Here is a 17,207-nt window from a genome sequence, read left to right on the forward strand (position 1 = left end):
CCTCGGGCGAAGCAGTCGTCGCTTTTGAAGTCCTGGGGGCCGCTACGCGGCCCTGCGGGAGCGAGCTCCCTCGCCACATGGGTTTTGTGGGAAGTCAGAATAAGGAAAAGGCTGCTCATGAACACATTCATCCGCTGGTTCCAACGCATCATCTGGGTCGGAATTGTCATGAACATGGTCTTCGCGATCCCGGCGCTGTTTGCGCCGGCGTTGCTCACGTCCATGCTGGGCCTGCCGCCCGTGTTGTCCGATCCCTGGCTGGAGAACACCGGCATGTTGCTGGTGGGCATCAGCCTGTTCTACATGCCCTCGGGGTTCAACGCGCCGCGCTTCGTGGTCAATTCCTGGTTGTGCGTGCTGTCGCGGCTGGTGGCGGTGGTGTTCTGGGTCTACCTGATCAACACCAGTAACCAGGGCCAGTTGTTCGAGCCGATGCTGCTGGGCGACCTGACCATGTTCGTGCTGCTCGGCCTCCTGCTGTACCTGGGCAGCCCGCCAGAGAACCGCCCGTTGGCCTTGCTCTGCGCCGGTTGGCGGGCGTGGCGCGAAGCGTGGGCGCGGCATTGGCAGAGCCGCGGCTTCCGGCTCGGTGCGCTGGTGGTGGTATTGCTTTTGGGTTTCATCGGCTACCAGACCTGGTACCAGATGATCAGGGAGGTACCGCAGCCGGACTTCGCTTCCGATGAAGACCATTACAAATACGCCGCCATTGGCCTGGGCATCGAGGCGCGGATTCCGTATTACCTGTTCTCGGTGCTGCCACAGATGTGTCCGGAAAAGCTGCCCAAGCCTGGCGGCTACGAGGTGTTCGGCTTCCTTTATGAAAATGGCAACGACTTGCCCATCGGCATGGCCAAGCGGCAACTCGGCTACCCGACCGTAGAACCCAACTGTGCCCTGTGCCACACCGGTTCCTATCGGACCAACGCCACGGATGTCGCGACGCCGGTGCCCTCGGCCCCGGCCAACACCCTGCAACTGCAAGCCTTCCAATGGTTCGCCTACGATTGCGCCAGCGACCCGAAATTCACCCCCGACGCGGTCATGGCCGCCATCAACGCCAAGTTCCAGCTCGGTTTTTTCGAAAAGCTCTACAACCGTTACCTGATCATCCCGATGGCCAAGAGTGCGCTGCTCAAGCAGAAGCAGGCCTACGCCTGGCAGAAACTGCGGCCAGCCCAGGGGCCCGGGCGGACCGACACCTTCAACCCGACCAAAATGGTGGTGTTCGGCTTCCCGGATGATTCCACCATCGGCACCGTGGACCTGCCGCAGGTCTGGAACCAGAAGCCCCGCGAGTCCCTGTACCTGCACTGGGACGGCAATAACAACAACATTCACGAGCGCAATTACGCGGCGGCCATGGCTGTGGGCGCGACGCCGCAGTCGGTGTTGCCGCCGAGCTTCAACCGGGTGACCAACTGGTTGCTGGGCCATAAGGCGCCGGCCTGGCCGTTTGCGCTGGACCCGGTGAAAGTCGCCCAGGGCAAGCCGATCTGGGAAAAAAACTGCGCCGGCTGCCACGACTTCGGGCGCACCGACACCGGCCAGGTCACCACCAACATCGACCAGTTGGGCACCGATCCCCATCGCCTGAACTCCTTCACCACGGGCTTGGTGACGGCGTTCCACGGCTTCAAGAAACCGCCGTTCGACTTTGGCGCCTACCGCAAGACCCAGAGCTACAGCAACACGCCCACCGACGGCATCTGGCTGCGTGCGCCTTACCTGCACAACGGTTCGGTGCCTACCCTGTGGGATTTGTTGCAACCGCCGGAGCAGCGTCCGCAAGTGTTCTATACCGGTTCGGATATCTACGACCAGGAGAAAGTCGGCTTCGTCACCCGTGGCGCGCAGATGAAGGCGTCGGCGGATTTCAAATACGACACGCGCCTGGAAGGCAACCACAACGGCGGCCACCTGTATGGCACGCAGCTGTCGGATGTCGATAAACGGGCCCTGATCGAGTTCATGAAAACCCTGTAGCCAGGGCATAGCGAAGGAGCGTTCACATGTCATTACTGCACCATTGGGAACATGAGTTCGACAAGGTCAAGGTCCGCATCCACGGGTTGGTCACGCGCCTGGAGATGTCCTGGAAAAAACTGGTCAACGACCTGGAGCCCGAGGAGTTCGAGGCCATCGTCAAGCTGTTGCAGCGCGGGCACGACCAGGCGCGGCACGTGATCGAGCACGGCGACCTGCCAGACGACGAACCGGCCGTGCCGTGGGAGCTGGCCCATGGCCTGTCGATCCTGAAGATCGGCAACGCCAGCCCGCTGCCGCAATCCGAGGAGGAACTGTCGACCCGGGTGCTCAAGGACGGCACCTTGCTGGGTTGTCGCAAATGGGAGCTGCTGGACCTGCTATGGAGCGAGGCGCTGCTCAAGTGGATCGAGAACCTGCGCCACCATGCGAAATTCGCCACCAACCCCGCGCTGGTGAAAATGGACAGCGACGTGGTGCTGGCGATCGCTGGCGACTGGGGCACCGGCCCCTTCGACAGCCACGCGCCGGCGGTGGCCGTGGCCAACCAGATGCAACTGGCCCAGGCCGATTTCACCATTCACCTGGGCGACGTGTATTACGCCGGCACCCACTCCCAGGAAGACGTCGACATGGCCGGCTGGCCCCAAGGCAAGCATGGCGCCTTCACCCTCAACTCCAACCACGAGATGTACAGCGGCGCCCATGGCTATTTCAAGGAGTTGGCGCAGCGTTTCCCGGTGCAGCAAGGCACCAGCTATTTCGCCTTGTACAACGACGACTGGCTGGTGGTGGGCCTTGACACCGCCTACGCCTCCGATGTGATGAACCTGTACATGGACGGTGCCCTCAATGCGCCGCAGATCGAGTGGATGAAAAGCCTGCCCAAGCGCAAGAAGCTGATGGTGCTCAGTCATCACCAGGGTTTCGACATCACCGGGCACACCAAGACCGCGATCTACCAACCGGTCTGCGATGCCTTGGGGCGTGAACCGGACTACTGGTATTGGGGCCATTTGCACAACGGCATCTGCTACGCGCCACAAGGTGGCTTGCATGCACGCTGTGCCGGGCACGGGGCGATTCCTTACGGCACCACCAGCGAGTTGAACGGGCATGCGCGGGTGCTGTGGTCGGAGACCAAGCTGGCGGGTGACGAGGCGTATCCGGAGCGGGTGTTGAACGGGTATGTGAAGGTGCAGCTGAGAGGGGAGGAGATTATCGAGACGTTTTATGGCGAGGATGGGTCGGTGCGGTGGTCTTCCCAGTAATCGGGTGACTGGGGAACCGCTATCGCGAGCAGGCTCGCTCCCACACTGGATCTTCGGTTCATCAAAGATCCCTTGTGGGAGCGGGCTTGCTCGCGAAGCTTTTTGTGGTTAGCTCTGCGCTGGAATGCCCTGCAGGTAGGAAGCCGGTTCAGCCCCCAGGTTGTTGAGCATGCGCTGGCTGTACCAGTCGATGAAGTTCACCACGCCGAACTCGTAGGTCTTGGAGTACGGGCCAGGCTGGTAGGCGGTGGAGTTGATGCCGCGCTGGTTTTCTTCGGCCAGGCGACGGTCCTGGTCGTTGGTGGCGTCCCACACCTTGCGCATGCGCTCGACGTCGTAGTCCACGCCTTCGACCGCGTCCTTATGCACGATCCACTTGGTGGTGACCATGGTTTCCTGGGCGCTGATCGGCCACACGGTGAACACGATGATGTGGTCGCCCATGCAGTGGTTCCACGAGTGTGGCAGGTGCAGGATGCGCATCGAGCCCAGGTCCGGGTTCTTGATACGGCCCATCAGCTTGGCGCAGCCTTGCTTGCCGTCCATGGTCATCGACACGGTGCCCTTGAGCAGCGGCATGCGCACGATACGGTTACGCAGGCCGAAGCTGGCGTGGGCGTAAGGGATCTTCTCGGCTTCCCAGGCAGCGGCGGAGGCAGCGACGTGGTCCTTGAACGCCTGGTCGGCCCGTGGGTCGGTGACGTCGTCCCATTCCAGCAGGGTCTTGAGCAGCTCAGGGTGCGAACCGTTGCAGTGGTAGCACTCGCGGTTGTTTTCCAGCACCAGCTTCCAGTTGGCCTTTTCCATCAAGGTGGTTTGCACCGCCACCTTGGTGTTCTCCATGTCGTAGGGTTCCATGTAGTGGCTCAGGGTCGACAGGAAGTTGTCGATGGCCGGCGGGTTCTCGGCCAGGCTGACAAAAATGTAGCCGCCAGCGGTCTTCACGTTCACCGGTTTGAGGCCGTACTGGTTCATGTCGAAATCGGCGCCCATTTCGGTGCCGGCGAACAGCAGGCGGCCGTCCAGTTCGTAGGTCCACTGGTGGTAGTGGCAAACCAGCTTGGCGACCTTGCCCTTGTCGCTGGTGCACAGGCGCGAACCGCGGTGGCGGCAGACGTTGTGGAAGGCATGCACCACACCCTCGGCGCCGCGAATCACGATGATCGGGTTCTTGCCGATCTGCAGCGTCAGGTAGTTGCCCTTGGCCGGGATCTCGCAGGTCATGCCGGCGATCAGCCATTCTTTCTGGAAGATCTCCTGCATGTCGATGTCGAACAGGCGCTCATCGCTGTAGAAAGGTTGTGGCAACGAAAAGGTACGCTCGCGCTCTTGCAGCATCTGTGCAGTGGCCTTGCGTGCGGGTTCCAGCGGATCGCCCAGGCTCAGGGTAGTGGTGACGTCCATCGTTTTTATCCTCAATGGCTCTCTTGGTGGAGCCGGTAAAAGTGGCTGATCGGTTGTGCTACGCAAGGCAGAAAACTTTGTTTGTCTGTTGGGGCGAGTGTGGGGCCGCGAAGGGGCGCAACCTTATCCATGGGCGACATGGCCCAATCTGTTCCCGACGCGCAAGCCCCGGTGGTTGGGGGCTGGTCGCGATAAGTATGTGAATGTCGCGAATAGGTAAACGACGCTTTCGGCGCCTGAGCACAATCGGCATCATGAAGGCCGACAGTCGGCCGTGGAGAACAACATGTCCAATAATTTCCTGAACCCGGTCACCACCCAGACCTGGGCCAATGGCCGACATATCGTGCGTTGCGTCAAAGTCATCCAGGAAACCTGGGATGTGCGCACCTTCTGCTTCATGGCAGACCAGCCGATCATGTTCTTTTTCAAGCCCGGGCAGTTTGTCACCCTGGAGCTGGAAATCGAAGGCCAGCAGGTCATGCGCTCCTACACCATTTCCAGCTCGCCGTCGGTGCCCTACAGTTTTTCGGTGACCATCAAGCGTGTGCCGGGGGGCAAGGTCTCCAACTGGCTGCACGACACCCTGCACGAAGGCCAGGAGCTGGCGGTGCACGGGCCGGTTGGGCTGTTCAATGCCATCGACTTCTCTGCCCCGAAGGTGCTCTACCTCAGCGGTGGCGTCGGCATTACCCCGGTAATGTCCATGGCGCGCTGGTACTACGACACCAACGGCAACGTCGACATGGTGTTCATCCACAGCGCTCGTTCGCCCAAGGACATCATCTATCACCGCGAGTTGGAGCACATGGCGTCGCGGATCGATAACTTCAGCCTGCACCTGATCTGCGAAAAACATGGCCTGGGCGAGCCCTGGGCCGGTTATCGCGGTTACCTGAACCACAAGATGCTGGAACTGATGGCGCCGGACTTCATGGAGCGCGAGGTGTTCTGCTGCGGCCCGACGCCGTACATGACCGCCGTCAAGCGCCTGCTGGAAGCCGCCGGCTTCGACATGAAGCGCTACCACGAAGAATCGTTCGGTGCCACGCCGCCGGAAGCCAAGGCCGACGCCGTGGAACACGCCGGCCAGGCCGCCGAGGCTGCCGAGGTCGATGCGGCGGACCTGCACCTGGTGGAGTTCACCGCCACCGGCAAGAGCATTCGCGTCGCGCCGGGAGAAACCGTCCACGCTGCCGCCGCCAAAGTCGGCCTGATGATCCCCAAGGCCTGCGGCATGGGTATCTGCGGTACCTGCAAGGTGTTGAAGCTGGGCGGGGAAGTGGACATGGAGCACAACGGTGGCATCACCGAGGACGACGAGGCCGAGGGCTACATCCTGTCGTGCTGCAGCGTGCCGAAGGGGGATGTGCGGATCGAGTATTGATCCGCTCATCCAAGCAGCGGTGGGCAGGCTCTTGTGGGAGCAAGGCTTGCCCGCGATGAAGGTTACGCGGTTTCTCGGAAACCGAGTCGTCTGCATCGCGAGCAAGCTTTGCTCCCACAGTGCTTTTTGCTATCGATGGCGCGTGAGCGTCCTTTCCTAGCCTGCCATCACCTCCCGAATATCCGCCGCCAATTCCCGCACCCGTGCCTCTTCGGTGTCCCACGAGCACATGAAGCGGGCCCCGCCCTTGCCGATGAAGGTGTAGAAGCGCCAGCCCTTGGCCGTCAGGGCGGCGATGGCCGGTTCCGAGAGTTGCAGGAACACACCGTTGGCCTGTACCGGGAACATCAGTTCCACGCCGGGGATGTCGCTGACCAGTTGCGCCAGCAGCTGGGCGCAGCGGTTGGCGTGGCGGGCGTGCTTGAGCCAGGCATCGTCTTGCAGCAGGCCGACCCACGGCGCCGAGAGAAAGCGCATCTTCGAGGCCAGTTGCCCAGCCTGTTTGCAGCGGTAGTCGAAGTCTTCGGCCAGGTCGTGGTTGAAGAACAGGATCGCTTCACCCACCGCCATGCCGTTTTTCGTACCGCCAAAGCACAGCACGTCCACGCCGGCCTTCCAGGTCAGGTCGGCCGGGGTGCAGCCGAGGAAGGCGCAGGCGTTGGAAAACCGCGCGCCGTCCATGTGCAGGTTCAGCCCCAGCTCCTTGCAGGTGACGCTGATGGCGCGGATTTCTTCCGGGGTGTAGACGCTGCCGACTTCCGTGGCCTGGGTCAACGTGACGACCCGGGGCTTGGGGTAGTGGATGTCCTGGCGCTTGAGGGCGATCTCGCGGATCGACTCGGGGGTCAGCTTGCCGTTTTCAGTGCGGGCGGTGAGCAGTTTGGAGCCGTTGGAGAAAAATTCCGGTGCGCCGCATTCGTCGGTTTCGACGTGGGCGGTTTCCGAGCAGATCACGCTGTGATAGCTCTGGCACAGCGACGAGAGGGCCAGGGAGTTGGCCGCCGTGCCGTTGAAGGCGAAGAACACTTCGCAGTCGGTTTCGAACAAGGCCCGGAAATCATCCGCCGCGCGGTGGGTCCATTCGTCGTCGCCGTAAGCGCGTTGATGACCCTGGTTGGCTTCTTCCATGGCCGCCCAGGCTTCGGGGCAAATGCCGGAATAGTTGTCGCTGGCAAACTGTTGACTCTTGTCGGTCATGGCCTTGCTCCTTGAATAGAGAATCCTGGGTAAAGAGATCCCTGGCGGAATTCCCGGGTGGGGAATCCCCTGGTTCGGCGTGCTTGGGTCCACAGCGCCGTGGTCGATGCTGGTGCGCACTTTACCCAAGATTTGGGGAGGAGCGCACTGGATGTTTCTGTCAGAAAAAAACAAAGCCACCGAGCGGCTTCACACGGACCGGCTCAAGTGTGGGAGCAAGGCTTGCCCGCGATGAATGCGGCGCGGTCGTCCATGGATCGAGGCGCCTGGATCGCGAGCAAGCTTTGCTCCCACGGTTCTTTGTTGGTGTCGTCGCTCAAGCCTCACTTGCAGTGCTATCGCGCCCCAGGTCTTGCTCCCGAGTCTTTGTGCGCATGTCGTAAACGCACCTTTGCGTGGCGTCCATAGGCATTTGACCTGCCTGCGCCCGCCATACCATCGCTTCCAAAGGACACTGTCGAAAGGGCAGTGCCTCACCAAGACAAAAGGCGCACCAACGCCGCTGGGAGAGACGCGATGTTCAGCAAGCAAGACCAGATCCAAGGTTACGACGATGCACTGCTGGCGGCGATGAATGCCGAAGAGCAACGCCAGGAAGATCACATCGAACTGATCGCGTCGGAAAACTACACCAGCAAGCGCGTCATGCAGGCCCAGGGCAGCGGCCTGACCAACAAATACGCCGAAGGCTATCCGGGCAAGCGCTACTACGGTGGCTGCGAGCACGTCGACAAGGTCGAGGCCCTGGCTATCGAGCGCGCCAAGCAGTTGTTCGGCGCCGACTACGCCAACGTCCAGCCACATTCCGGTTCTTCGGCCAACGCCGCGGTCTACCTCGCGCTGTTGTCGGCCGGCGACACCATCCTGGGCATGAGCCTGGCCCACGGCGGTCACCTGACTCACGGCGCCAAGGTGTCGTCCTCGGGCAAACTGTACAACGCGGTGCAATACGGCATCGACACCACCACCGGCCTGATCGACTATGACGAAGTCGAGCGCCTGGCGGTCGAGCACAAGCCGAAAATGATCGTGGCCGGTTTCTCGGCCTACTCCAAGACCCTCGACTTCCCACGTTTCCGCCAGATCGCCGACAAGGTCGGTGCGCTGCTGTTCGTCGACATGGCCCACGTCGCTGGCCTGGTGGCCGCCGGCCTGTACCCGAACCCGCTGCCCTACGCCGACGTGGTCACCACCACCACCCACAAGACCCTGCGCGGTCCACGTGGTGGCCTGATCCTGGCCAAGTCCAACGAAGAAATCGAAAAGAAACTCAACGCCGCGGTATTCCCGGGCGCCCAGGGCGGCCCGCTGATGCACGTGATCGCCGGCAAGGCCGTGTGCTTCAAGGAAGCGCTGGAACCAGGTTTCAAGGCCTACCAGCAGCAAGTGATCGACAACGCCCAGGCCATGGCTGGCGTGTTCGTCAAGCGCGGCTACGATGTAGTGTCCGGCGGCACCGATAACCACCTGTTCCTGGTCAGCCTGATCCGTCAGGGCCTGACCGGCAAGGACGCCGATGCTGCCCTGGGCCGTGCCCACATCACCGTCAACAAGAACGCCGTGCCGAACGACCCGCAATCGCCGTTCGTGACCTCCGGCCTGCGCATCGGCACCCCGGCGGTGACCACGCGCGGCTTCAAGGTCACCCAATGCGTCACGCTGGCCGGCTGGATCTGCGACATCCTCGACAACCTCGGCGATGCCGATGTCGAGGCCAATGTCGCCCAGCAAGTGGCGGCCCTGTGCGCGGACTTCCCGGTTTATCGCTGAGTCGGTTTTGGAGTAATGACTATGCAACGCTATTCGGGCTTCGGCCTCTTCAAACACTCTCTCAGCCATCATGAAAACTGGCAGCGGATGTGGCGCACGCCGACCCCGAAAAAGGTCTACGACGTGGTCATCGTCGGCGGTGGCGGGCACGGTCTGGCGACCGCCTACTACCTGGCCAAGGAACACGGCATCACCAACGTGGCCGTGGTCGAGAAAGGCTACCTGGGCGGTGGCAACACCGCCCGTAACACCACCATCGTGCGCTCCAACTACCTGTGGGACGAGTCGGCCCACCTGTACGAACACGCGATGAAACTGTGGGAAGGCCTGTCCCAGGACCTGAACTACAACGTGATGTTCTCCCAGCGTGGCGTCTACAACCTGTGCCACACCCTGCAGGACATCCGTGACTCCGAGCGTCGGGTCAATGCCAACCGCCTCAACGGCGTGGACGGCGAACTGCTCAACGCCAAGCAAGTGGCCGACGAGATTCCATACCTGGACTGCTCGAAGAACACCCGCTACCCAGTGCTGGGCGCGACCGTCCAGCGTCGCGGCGGCGTGGCCCGTCACGACGCCGTGGCCTGGGGCTTTGCCCGTGCTGCCGATGCCTTGGGCGTGGACCTGATCCAGCAGACCGAAGTGATCGGTTTCCGCAAGGAAAACGGCGTGTGCATCGGCGTCGAAACCAACAAGGGCTTCATCGGCGCCAAGCGCGTCGGTGTGGTGACCGCCGGTAACTCCGGGCACATGGCCAAGCTGGCGGGCTTTCGCCTGCCGCTCGAATCCCACCCGCTGCAAGCGTTGGTGTCCGAGCCGATCAAGCCGATCATCGACAGCGTGATCATGTCCAACGCCGTGCACGGCTACATCAGCCAGTCCGACAAGGGCGACCTGGTGATCGGCGCCGGCATCGACGGCTACAACGGCTACGGCCAGCGTGGTTCGTACCCGGTGATCGAACACACCGTCCAGGCCATCGTCGAGATGTTCCCGATCCTCTCGCGGGTCCGCATGAACCGCCAGTGGGGCGGCATCGTCGACACCTCGCCGGACGCCTGCCCGATCATCTCCAAGACCCCGGTGCCGAACATGTTCTTCAACTGCGGCTGGGGTACCGGCGGCTTCAAGGCCACCCCAGGTTCGGGCAACGTGTTTGCCGCAAGCCTGGCCAAGGGTGAAATGCACCCACTGGCTGCACCGTTTTCCATGGACCGTTTCCACAGCGGTGCATTGATCGACGAACACGGCGCTGCTGCCGTCGCCCACTAACAGGAGAAAAATCCTATGTTGCACATCTTCTGTCCTCATTGCGGCGAACTGCGCTCCGAAGAGGAATTCCACGCCGGCGGCCAGGCCCACATCCCGCGTCCGCTGGATCCGAACGGCTGCACCGACGAGCAGTGGGGCGACTACATGTTCTTCCGCGACAACCCACGCGGGCTGCATCACGAGTTGTGGATCCACGCTGCCGGTTGCCGCCAGTACTTCAACGCGACCCGTGACACCGTGACCTACGAGATTCTCGAAACCTACAAGATCGGCCAGAAGCCGCAATTCACGGACAAGGCTGAGAGTCCGAAAGCGGCCGCACAGGCTCTGGGAGAGAAGGTATGAGCCAGATCAATCGCCTGTCCAACGGCGGACGGATCGACCGCAGCAAAGTGTTGAGCTTCACCTTCAACGGTCAGAGCTATAAAGGTTTCGAAGGCGATTCCCTGGCCGCCGCACTGCTGGCCAACGGCGTCGACATCATCGGCCGCAGCTTCAAGTATTCCCGTCCACGGGGCATTTTCGCCGCGGGCGCCGAAGAGCCGAACGCGGTGTTGCAGATCGGTGCCACCGAAGCCACGCAAATCCCTAACGTGCGTGCCACGCAACAGGCGCTGTACCAAGGCCTGGTCGCCACCAGCACCAACGGCTGGCCGAACGTGAACAACGACATGATGGGGATTCTCGGTAAAGTCGGCGGCAAGCTGATGCCACCGGGCTTCTACTACAAAACCTTCATGTACCCGCAATCGTTCTGGATGACCTACGAGAAGTACATCCGCAAGGCCGCGGGCCTGGGTCGCTCGCCGACCGAGAACGATCCGGACACCTACGACGCCATCAACCGTCACTGCGACGTGCTGATTGTCGGCGCCGGCCCTGCTGGCCTGGCTGCGGCACTGGCTGCAGCGCGCAGCGGTGCGCGTGTGATCCTGGCCGACGAGCAGGAAGAGTTCGGCGGTAGCCTGCTCGACACCCGTGAAAGCCTGGACGGCAAGCCGGCGACCGAATGGGTGGCCGCTGCGGTGGCTGAACTGCGCTCGATGCCTGAAGTGGTGTTGCTGCCGCGCGCCACGGTGAACGGTTACCACGACCACAACTTCCTGACCATCCACGAACGCCTGACCGACCACCTCGGCGACCGCGCGCCGATTGGCCAGGTCCGCCAGCGCATCAACCGCGTGCGCGCCAAGCGTGTCGTGTTGGCCACCGGCGCCTGCGAACGCCCGCTGGTCTACGGCAACAACGACGTGCCGGGCAACATGCTGGCCGGTGCGGTGTCCACCTACGTGCGCCGCTACGGCGTGGCACCGGGCAAGAAGCTGGTGCTGAGCACCAACAACGACTACGCCTACCGCGTGGCGCTGGACTGGTATGACGCCGGCCTGCAAGTGGTCGCCATCGCCGACGCCCGCAGCAACCCGCGTGGTGCGCTGGTGGAAGAAGCACGCGCCAAAGGCATCCGCATCCTCACCGGTAGCGCCGTGATCGAGTCCCGTGGCAGCAAGCGTGTCACCGCTGCCCGTGTCGCCGCCATCGACGTGCGCGCCCACAAAGTCACCAGCCCTGGCGAATGGCTCGAATGCGACCTGGTCGCCAGCTCCGGCGGCTACAGCCCGGTGGTCCACCTGGCTTCGCACCTGGGCAGCCGGCCGGTCTGGCGTGAAGACATCCTCGGTTTCGTACCGGGCGAAGCACCGCAGAAACGTGTCTGCGTCGGCGGTGTGAATGGTGTCTACAGCCTGGGCGATGTCCTGGCCGACGGTTTCGAAGGCGGCGTGCGCGCGGCCAGCGAAGCCGGCTTCAAAGCCGTGAAGGGCGTGTTGCCCAAGGCGCTGAGCCGTCACGAAGAAGCGACCCTGGCGTTGTTCCAGGTGCCCCATGAAAAAACCACTGCACGGGCACCGAAGCAATTCGTCGACCTGCAGAACGACGTCACCGCCGCCGCCATCGAACTCGCCACCCGCGAAGGCTTCGAGTCGGTGGAACACGTCAAGCGCTACACCGCACTGGGCTTCGGTACCGACCAGGGCAAGCTGGGCAACATCAACGGCCTGGCCATCGCGGCACGTTCGATGAACGTGAGCATTCCGCAGGTGGGCACCACCATGTTCCGGCCGAACTACACGCCGGTCACCTTCGGTGCGATCGCCGGCCGTAACTGCGGGCACATCTTCGAGCCTGTGCGCTTCACCGCGCTGCATGCCTGGCACGTGAAGAACGGCGCCGAGTTCGAAGACGTCGGCCAGTGGAAGCGTCCTTGGTACTTCCCGAAGAACGGCGAAGACATGCACGCCGCGGTCAAGCGCGAATGCAAGGCTGTGCGCGACAGCGTCGGTTTGCTGGACGCCTCGACCCTGGGCAAGATCGACATCCAGGGCCCGGATGCCCGTGAGTTCCTCAACCGCATCTATACCAACGCCTGGACCAAGCTCGACGTGGGCAAGGCCCGCTACGGCCTGATGTGCAAGGAAGACGGCATGGTGTTCGACGACGGCGTGACCGCCTGCGTCGGCGAGAACCACTTCATCATGACCACCACCACTGGCGGTGCGGCCCGTGTGCTGCAATGGCTGGAGATCTACCAACAGACCGAATGGCCGGAACTGAAGGTGTACTTCACCTCGGTCACCGACCACTGGGCGACCATGACCCTGTCGGGCCCCAACAGCCGCAAGCTGTTGAGCGAAATCACCGACATCGACATGGACAAGGACAACTTCCCGTTCATGACCTGGAAGGAAGGCTTGGTGGGCGGCGTGCCGGCCCGGGTGTTCCGGATCTCGTTCACCGGTGAGCTGTCGTACGAAGTCAACGTGCAGGCCGACTACGCCATGGGCGTGCTCGAACAGATCGTCGAGGCGGGCAAGAAGTACAACTTGACCCCGTACGGCACCGAGACCATGCACGTACTGCGGGCGGAGAAGGGCTTCATCATCGTCGGCCAGGACACCGACGGCTCGATGACCCCGGACGACCTGAACATGGGCTGGTGCGTAGGCCGCACCAAACCGTTCTCGTGGATCGGCTGGCGTGGCATGAACCGCGAAGACTGCCGGCGCGAAGACCGCAAGCAGCTGGTGGGCCTCAAGCCGATCGACCCGAATGTCTGGCTGCCGGAAGGCGCGCAACTGGTGTTCAACCCCAAGCAGTCCATCCCGATGACGATGGTCGGCCACGTGACCTCCAGCTACGCGCACAACTCCCTGGGCTACTCGTTTGCCATGGGCGTGGTCAAGGGCGGGCTCAAGCGGATGGGCGAGCGTGTGTTCGCACCGCTGGCCGATGGCCGGGTGATCGAGGCAGAGATCGTTTCTTCGGTGTTCTTCGATCCGAAGGGGGATCGGCAGAATATCTAATTGACCTGGACCCTGTGGGGCGGGGCATGTGGGAGCAAAGCTCGCTCGCGATGCGGGCAACACGGTTAGACCGCGTTATCGTTCATCGCGGGCAAGCCATGCTCCCACAGTGCCACGCATCGGCAGGTCTAAAGCAGAATTCAAGACAGGTGCTATATGACCGCAGTCAACGTGTACCAACAACGTCCAACCACCGGGGCCAAGGCCGAGTCGTCGCTGCACCATGCCGACCTCGCCAGCCTGGTGGGCAAGGGTCGCAAGAACGCCGGCGTGACCGTGCGCGAGAAAAAACTCCTGGGTCACCTGACCCTGCGTGGCGATGGCCATAACCCGGCGTTCGCCGCCGGCGTGCACAAGGCCTTGGGCCTGGAGTTGCCGGGTGCGCTGGCCATCATCGTCAAGGGTGAAACCAGCCTGCAATGGCTCGGCCCGGACGAGTGGTTGCTGGTGGTGCCAAGCGGCGAAGAATTCGCGGCCGAGAAAAAACTGCGTGAAGCGCTGGGCGACCTGCACATCCAGATCGTCAACGTCAGCGGCGGCCAGCAGATCCTCGAACTGTCCGGCCCGAACGTGCGCGACGTGCTGATGAAATCCACCAGCTACGATGTACACCCAAGCAGCTTCCCGGTCGGCAAGGCCGTGGGCACGGTGTTCGCCAAGTCGCAACTGGTGATTCGCCACACCGCTGAAGACACCTGGGAACTGCTGATCCGCCGCAGCTTCTCCGATTACTGGTGGTTGTGGTTGCAGGATGCAGCGGCTGAGTACGGTTTGAACGTGCAGGCCTGAAACACCAAGGTCTTGTGGGAGCAAAGCTTGCTCGCGACTTCAGGCGCCTCGGTCCTCAACGAGACCGTGTTGTCTTCATCGCGAGCAAGCTTTGCTCCCACAGATCAGCTCCTCTGCCACAGGGTTCTGTGCTGGGCAGGGGGGTTATCCATAACGAACAGGAGTCACCCCAATGAGCCGCGCCCCGGATACCTGGATTCTCACCGCCGACTGCCCCAGCGTGCTCGGCACCGTGGATGCCGTGACGCGCTTTCTGTTCGAGCAGGGCTGCTACGTCACCGAGCACCATTCCTTCGATGACCGGCTCTCGGGGCGCTTCTTCATTCGCGTGGAGTTCCGTCAACCGGACGGTTTTGACGAACAGCAGTTTCGCGCCGGTCTCGCCGAGCGGGCTCAAGCGTTCAGCATGGTCTTCGAACTGACTGCGCCCAACTACCGGCCCAAAGTGGTGATCATGGTCTCCAAGGCCGATCACTGCCTCAACGATTTGCTCTACCGCCAGCGCATCGGCCAGTTGTCCATGGACGTGGTGGCTGTGGTGTCCAACCACCCCGACCTCAAGCCGCTGGCCGACTGGCACCAGATCCCCTACTACCATTTTCCCCTGGACCCGAACGACAAACCGTCCCAGGAGCGGCAAGTGTGGCAGGTGATCGAAGACACCGGCGCCGAACTGGTGATCCTCGCCCGCTACATGCAGGTGCTGTCGCCCGAGCTGTGCCGCAAACTCGACGGCAAGGCGATCAACATCCACCACTCGCTGCTGCCGGGTTTCAAGGGGGCCAAGCCGTATCACCAGGCCTACAACAAAGGCGTGAAACTGGTGGGCGCCACGGCGCACTACATCAACAACGACCTGGACGAAGGCCCGATCATCGCCCAGGGCGTGGAGGTGGTGGACCACAGCCACTACCCCGAGGACCTGATCGCCAAGGGCCGCGACATCGAAGGCCTGACCCTGGCCCGGGCCGTTGGGTATCACATTGAAAGAAGGGTGTTCTTGAACGCCAATCGCACGGTCGTTCTTTGAGATGCGTCGTTCTTTAGATGCTTGGCGGCGCTTTGAGGCCCGTTGGCGAGCAGTTCTTCTCTAATAATCCCAGTACTAATCCGAGCACTAACGCGCTGCCTGCCTGGGCAACGCCGTTCCACAAAAACAACAGCGAGGTGAAAGCATGTCTGGTAATCGTGGTGTCGTGTATCTCGGCAACGGCAAGGTCGAAGTACAGAAAATCGACTATCCAAAAATGCAGGACCCGCGCGGCAGGAAGATTGAGCACGGTGTGATCCTGCGCGTGGTCTCCACCAACATCTGCGGCTCCGACCAACACATGGTGCGCGGCCGTACCACTGCCCAGACCGGCCTGGTCCTGGGTCACGAGATCACCGGTGAAGTGATCGAAAAGGGCAGCGACGTCGAGAACCTGAAAATCGGTGACCTGGTGTCGGTGCCGTTCAACGTGGCTTGCGGGCGCTGCCGTTCCTGCAAAGAGCAACACACCGGCGTCTGCCTGACCGTCAACCCGGCGCGTGCCGGCGGTGCCTACGGTTACGTCGACATGGGCGACTGGACCGGTGGCCAGGCCGAATACGTGCTGGTGCCATATGCCGACTTCAACCTGCTGAAGCTGCCGGACCGCGACAAGGCCATGGAGAAAATCCGTGACCTGACCTGCTTGTCCGACATCCTGCCAACCGGTTATCACGGCGCCGTCACCGCTGGCGTTGGCCCTGGCAGCACCGTGTACATCGCCGGTGCCGGCCCGGTTGGCCTGGCCGCCGCCGCTTCCGCCCGCCTGCTGGGCGCCGCCGTGGTGATCATCGGCGACGTCAACTCGATCCGCCTGGCCCACGCCAAGGCGCAAGGTTTCGAAGTGGTCGACCTGTCCACCGACACCCCACTGCACGAGCAAATCGCCGCGCTGTTGGGCGAGCCTGAAGTGGACTGCGCCGTTGACTGCGTAGGCTTCGAAGCCCGCGGCCACGGCCACGACGGCGTCAAGCACGAAGCCCCGGCCACCGTGCTCAACTCGCTGATGCAAGTGACCCGCGTCGCCGGCAAAATCGGTATCCCTGGCCTGTACGTGACCGAAGACCCGGGCGCGGTCGATGCCGCTGCCAAGATCGGTGCCCTGAGCATCCGCTTCGGCCTGGGCTGGGCCAAATCCCACAGCTTCCACACTGGCCAGACTCCGGTGATGAAGTACAACCGCGCGCTGATGCAGGCGATCATGTGGGACCGTATCAACATCGCCGAAATCGTCGGCGTACAGGTGATCAGCCTGGACGACGCGCCGAAAGGCTACGGCGAATTCGATGCGGGCGTACCGAAGAAGTTTGTGATTGACCCGCACAAGTTGTTCAGTGCGGCGTAAGCGGTAAAGGGCAAGACGGAAAAAAGGGCGACAGAGATGTCGCCCTTTTTTATTGAAAAATGCCGGAGCCTGTGAGGGCTCGGTTCTTTCCATACCGCTCGATTCAACTTATGAACTCACGGCTCTTCGTTGATGAATTCCAGATTGACTGCGTAATACTGTCCATCGCTACCCAACATGAGTTCGTACGTCACCTTTTGCCCAGGTTTAATAGCGAGCCCGCCGGCTTCCGTCGGGGGCGAGCAAAAATAGATGTCCCGGTCGTATTCGGTGGCGACCCTCGACTCGGGACTATTCGCCGCTGGGGTGTTGCGTCTTGCGGGCTGCTTCTGCATGGCCATCTTGTAGTGGTCAACTAATCCCGGACACGACGTTAAGTTTTTCCTCGGCCCGCGCT

The 17,207-nt window shown here is 62.2% G+C and carries 13 protein-coding genes; 10 read left to right on the forward strand and 3 right to left on the reverse strand.

From position 1 onward, the window contains the following. The first annotated feature begins 117 nt into the window (after positions 1 to 117). Positions 118 to 1,986, forward strand: a complete 1,869-nt coding sequence (locus tag ACODSJ_RS21455; protein ID WP_489103646.1) for a c-type cytochrome — start codon at positions 118 to 120, stop codon at positions 1,984 to 1,986. Between the two features lie 26 nt (positions 1,987 to 2,012). Next, positions 2,013 to 3,257, forward strand: coding sequence for a metallophosphoesterase (locus ACODSJ_RS21460; protein ID WP_489103647.1), 1,245 nt, complete (start codon positions 2,013 to 2,015; stop codon positions 3,255 to 3,257). Positions 3,258 to 3,365: 108 nt separating this feature from the next. Here the strand turns inward: ACODSJ_RS21460 and gbcA are convergent, their stop codons facing one another. Beyond that, on the reverse strand, positions 3,366 to 4,661 hold the full coding sequence (gene gbcA / locus ACODSJ_RS21465; RefSeq protein ID WP_489103648.1) for a glycine-betaine demethylase subunit GbcA: 1,296 nt from the start codon (positions 4,659 to 4,661) through the stop codon (positions 3,366 to 3,368). 286 nt (positions 4,662 to 4,947) lie between these two features. On the opposite strand from gbcA, the gene gbcB reads away from it, so the two are divergent. Next, a complete protein-coding gene (gene gbcB / locus ACODSJ_RS21470) occupies positions 4,948 to 6,048 on the forward strand; it encodes a glycine-betaine demethylase subunit GbcB (RefSeq protein ID WP_489103649.1) in 1,101 nt (366 codons plus the stop codon). 156 nt (positions 6,049 to 6,204) lie between these two features. Here the strand turns inward: gbcB and ACODSJ_RS21475 are convergent, their stop codons facing one another. Next, positions 6,205 to 7,245, reverse strand: a complete 1,041-nt coding sequence (locus tag ACODSJ_RS21475) for a threonine aldolase family protein (protein WP_489103650.1) — start codon at positions 7,243 to 7,245, stop codon at positions 6,205 to 6,207. 516 nt (positions 7,246 to 7,761) lie between these two features. Between ACODSJ_RS21475 and glyA the strand changes: the two genes are divergently transcribed. The 7 genes from glyA (at position 7,762) to fdhA (ending at position 16,810) form a co-directional block, all read left to right on the forward strand. After that, positions 7,762 to 9,015, forward strand: a complete 1,254-nt coding sequence (gene glyA / locus ACODSJ_RS21480; protein WP_489103651.1) for a serine hydroxymethyltransferase — start codon at positions 7,762 to 7,764, stop codon at positions 9,013 to 9,015. 21 nt (positions 9,016 to 9,036) lie between these two features. Next, positions 9,037 to 10,287 carry a sarcosine oxidase subunit beta gene (locus tag ACODSJ_RS21485; RefSeq protein ID WP_260957637.1) on the forward strand — a complete coding sequence of 417 codons (1,251 nt, stop codon included), beginning with the start codon at positions 9,037 to 9,039 and terminating at the stop codon, positions 10,285 to 10,287. A gap of 15 nt (positions 10,288 to 10,302) precedes the next feature. Continuing rightward, positions 10,303 to 10,632 carry a sarcosine oxidase subunit delta gene (locus tag ACODSJ_RS21490; protein ID WP_489103652.1) on the forward strand — a complete coding sequence of 110 codons (330 nt, stop codon included), beginning with the start codon at positions 10,303 to 10,305 and terminating at the stop codon, positions 10,630 to 10,632. Then, positions 10,629 to 13,646, forward strand: coding sequence for a sarcosine oxidase subunit alpha (locus ACODSJ_RS21495; protein ID WP_489103653.1), 3,018 nt, complete (start codon positions 10,629 to 10,631; stop codon positions 13,644 to 13,646). Before ACODSJ_RS21490 ends, ACODSJ_RS21495 begins: the two co-directional genes overlap by 4 nt. 156 nt (positions 13,647 to 13,802) lie before the next feature. Then, entirely contained in the window at positions 13,803 to 14,435 is a 633-nt protein-coding gene (locus ACODSJ_RS21500) for a sarcosine oxidase subunit gamma (protein ID WP_489103654.1), read from the forward strand. Between the two features lie 172 nt (positions 14,436 to 14,607). Beyond that, the gene (gene purU / locus ACODSJ_RS21505) at positions 14,608 to 15,465 is read left to right on the forward strand and encodes a formyltetrahydrofolate deformylase (protein WP_489103655.1); all 858 of its coding nucleotides are present in this window, start codon (positions 14,608 to 14,610) and stop codon (positions 15,463 to 15,465) included. Between the two features lie 145 nt (positions 15,466 to 15,610). Beyond that, positions 15,611 to 16,810 carry a formaldehyde dehydrogenase, glutathione-independent gene (fdhA, locus tag ACODSJ_RS21510; RefSeq protein WP_489103656.1) on the forward strand — a complete coding sequence of 400 codons (1,200 nt, stop codon included), beginning with the start codon at positions 15,611 to 15,613 and terminating at the stop codon, positions 16,808 to 16,810. Between the two features lie 116 nt (positions 16,811 to 16,926). Here fdhA and ACODSJ_RS21515 read toward each other — a convergent pair. Further along, on the reverse strand, positions 16,927 to 17,207 hold a 281-nt coding region (locus tag ACODSJ_RS21515; protein WP_489103657.1), incomplete at its 5' end, for a hypothetical protein.

Source organism: Pseudomonas sp. FG6 (assembly GCF_057809015.1).

What these genes read in the sequence shown, in the direction of transcription:
- ACODSJ_RS21455 (WP_489103646.1), top strand. Translation starts at nt 118, where the DNA reads ATGAACACATTCATCCGCTGGTTCCAACGCATCATCTGGGTCGGAATT.
- ACODSJ_RS21460 (WP_489103647.1), top strand. Translation starts at nt 2,013, where the DNA reads ATGTCATTACTGCACCATTGGGAACATGAGTTCGACAAGGTCAAGGTC.
- gbcA (WP_489103648.1), bottom strand. Translation starts at nt 4,661, where the DNA reads ATGGACGTCACCACTACCCTGAGCCTGGGCGATCCGCTGGAACCCGCA.
- gbcB (WP_489103649.1), top strand. Translation starts at nt 4,948, where the DNA reads ATGTCCAATAATTTCCTGAACCCGGTCACCACCCAGACCTGGGCCAAT.
- ACODSJ_RS21475 (WP_489103650.1), bottom strand. Translation starts at nt 7,245, where the DNA reads ATGACCGACAAGAGTCAACAGTTTGCCAGCGACAACTATTCCGGCATT.
- glyA (WP_489103651.1), top strand. Translation starts at nt 7,762, where the DNA reads ATGTTCAGCAAGCAAGACCAGATCCAAGGTTACGACGATGCACTGCTG.
- ACODSJ_RS21485 (WP_260957637.1), top strand. Translation starts at nt 9,037, where the DNA reads ATGCAACGCTATTCGGGCTTCGGCCTCTTCAAACACTCTCTCAGCCAT.
- ACODSJ_RS21490 (WP_489103652.1), top strand. Translation starts at nt 10,303, where the DNA reads ATGTTGCACATCTTCTGTCCTCATTGCGGCGAACTGCGCTCCGAAGAG.
- ACODSJ_RS21495 (WP_489103653.1), top strand. Translation starts at nt 10,629, where the DNA reads ATGAGCCAGATCAATCGCCTGTCCAACGGCGGACGGATCGACCGCAGC.
- ACODSJ_RS21500 (WP_489103654.1), top strand. Translation starts at nt 13,803, where the DNA reads ATGACCGCAGTCAACGTGTACCAACAACGTCCAACCACCGGGGCCAAG.
- purU (WP_489103655.1), top strand. Translation starts at nt 14,608, where the DNA reads ATGAGCCGCGCCCCGGATACCTGGATTCTCACCGCCGACTGCCCCAGC.
- fdhA (WP_489103656.1), top strand. Translation starts at nt 15,611, where the DNA reads ATGTCTGGTAATCGTGGTGTCGTGTATCTCGGCAACGGCAAGGTCGAA.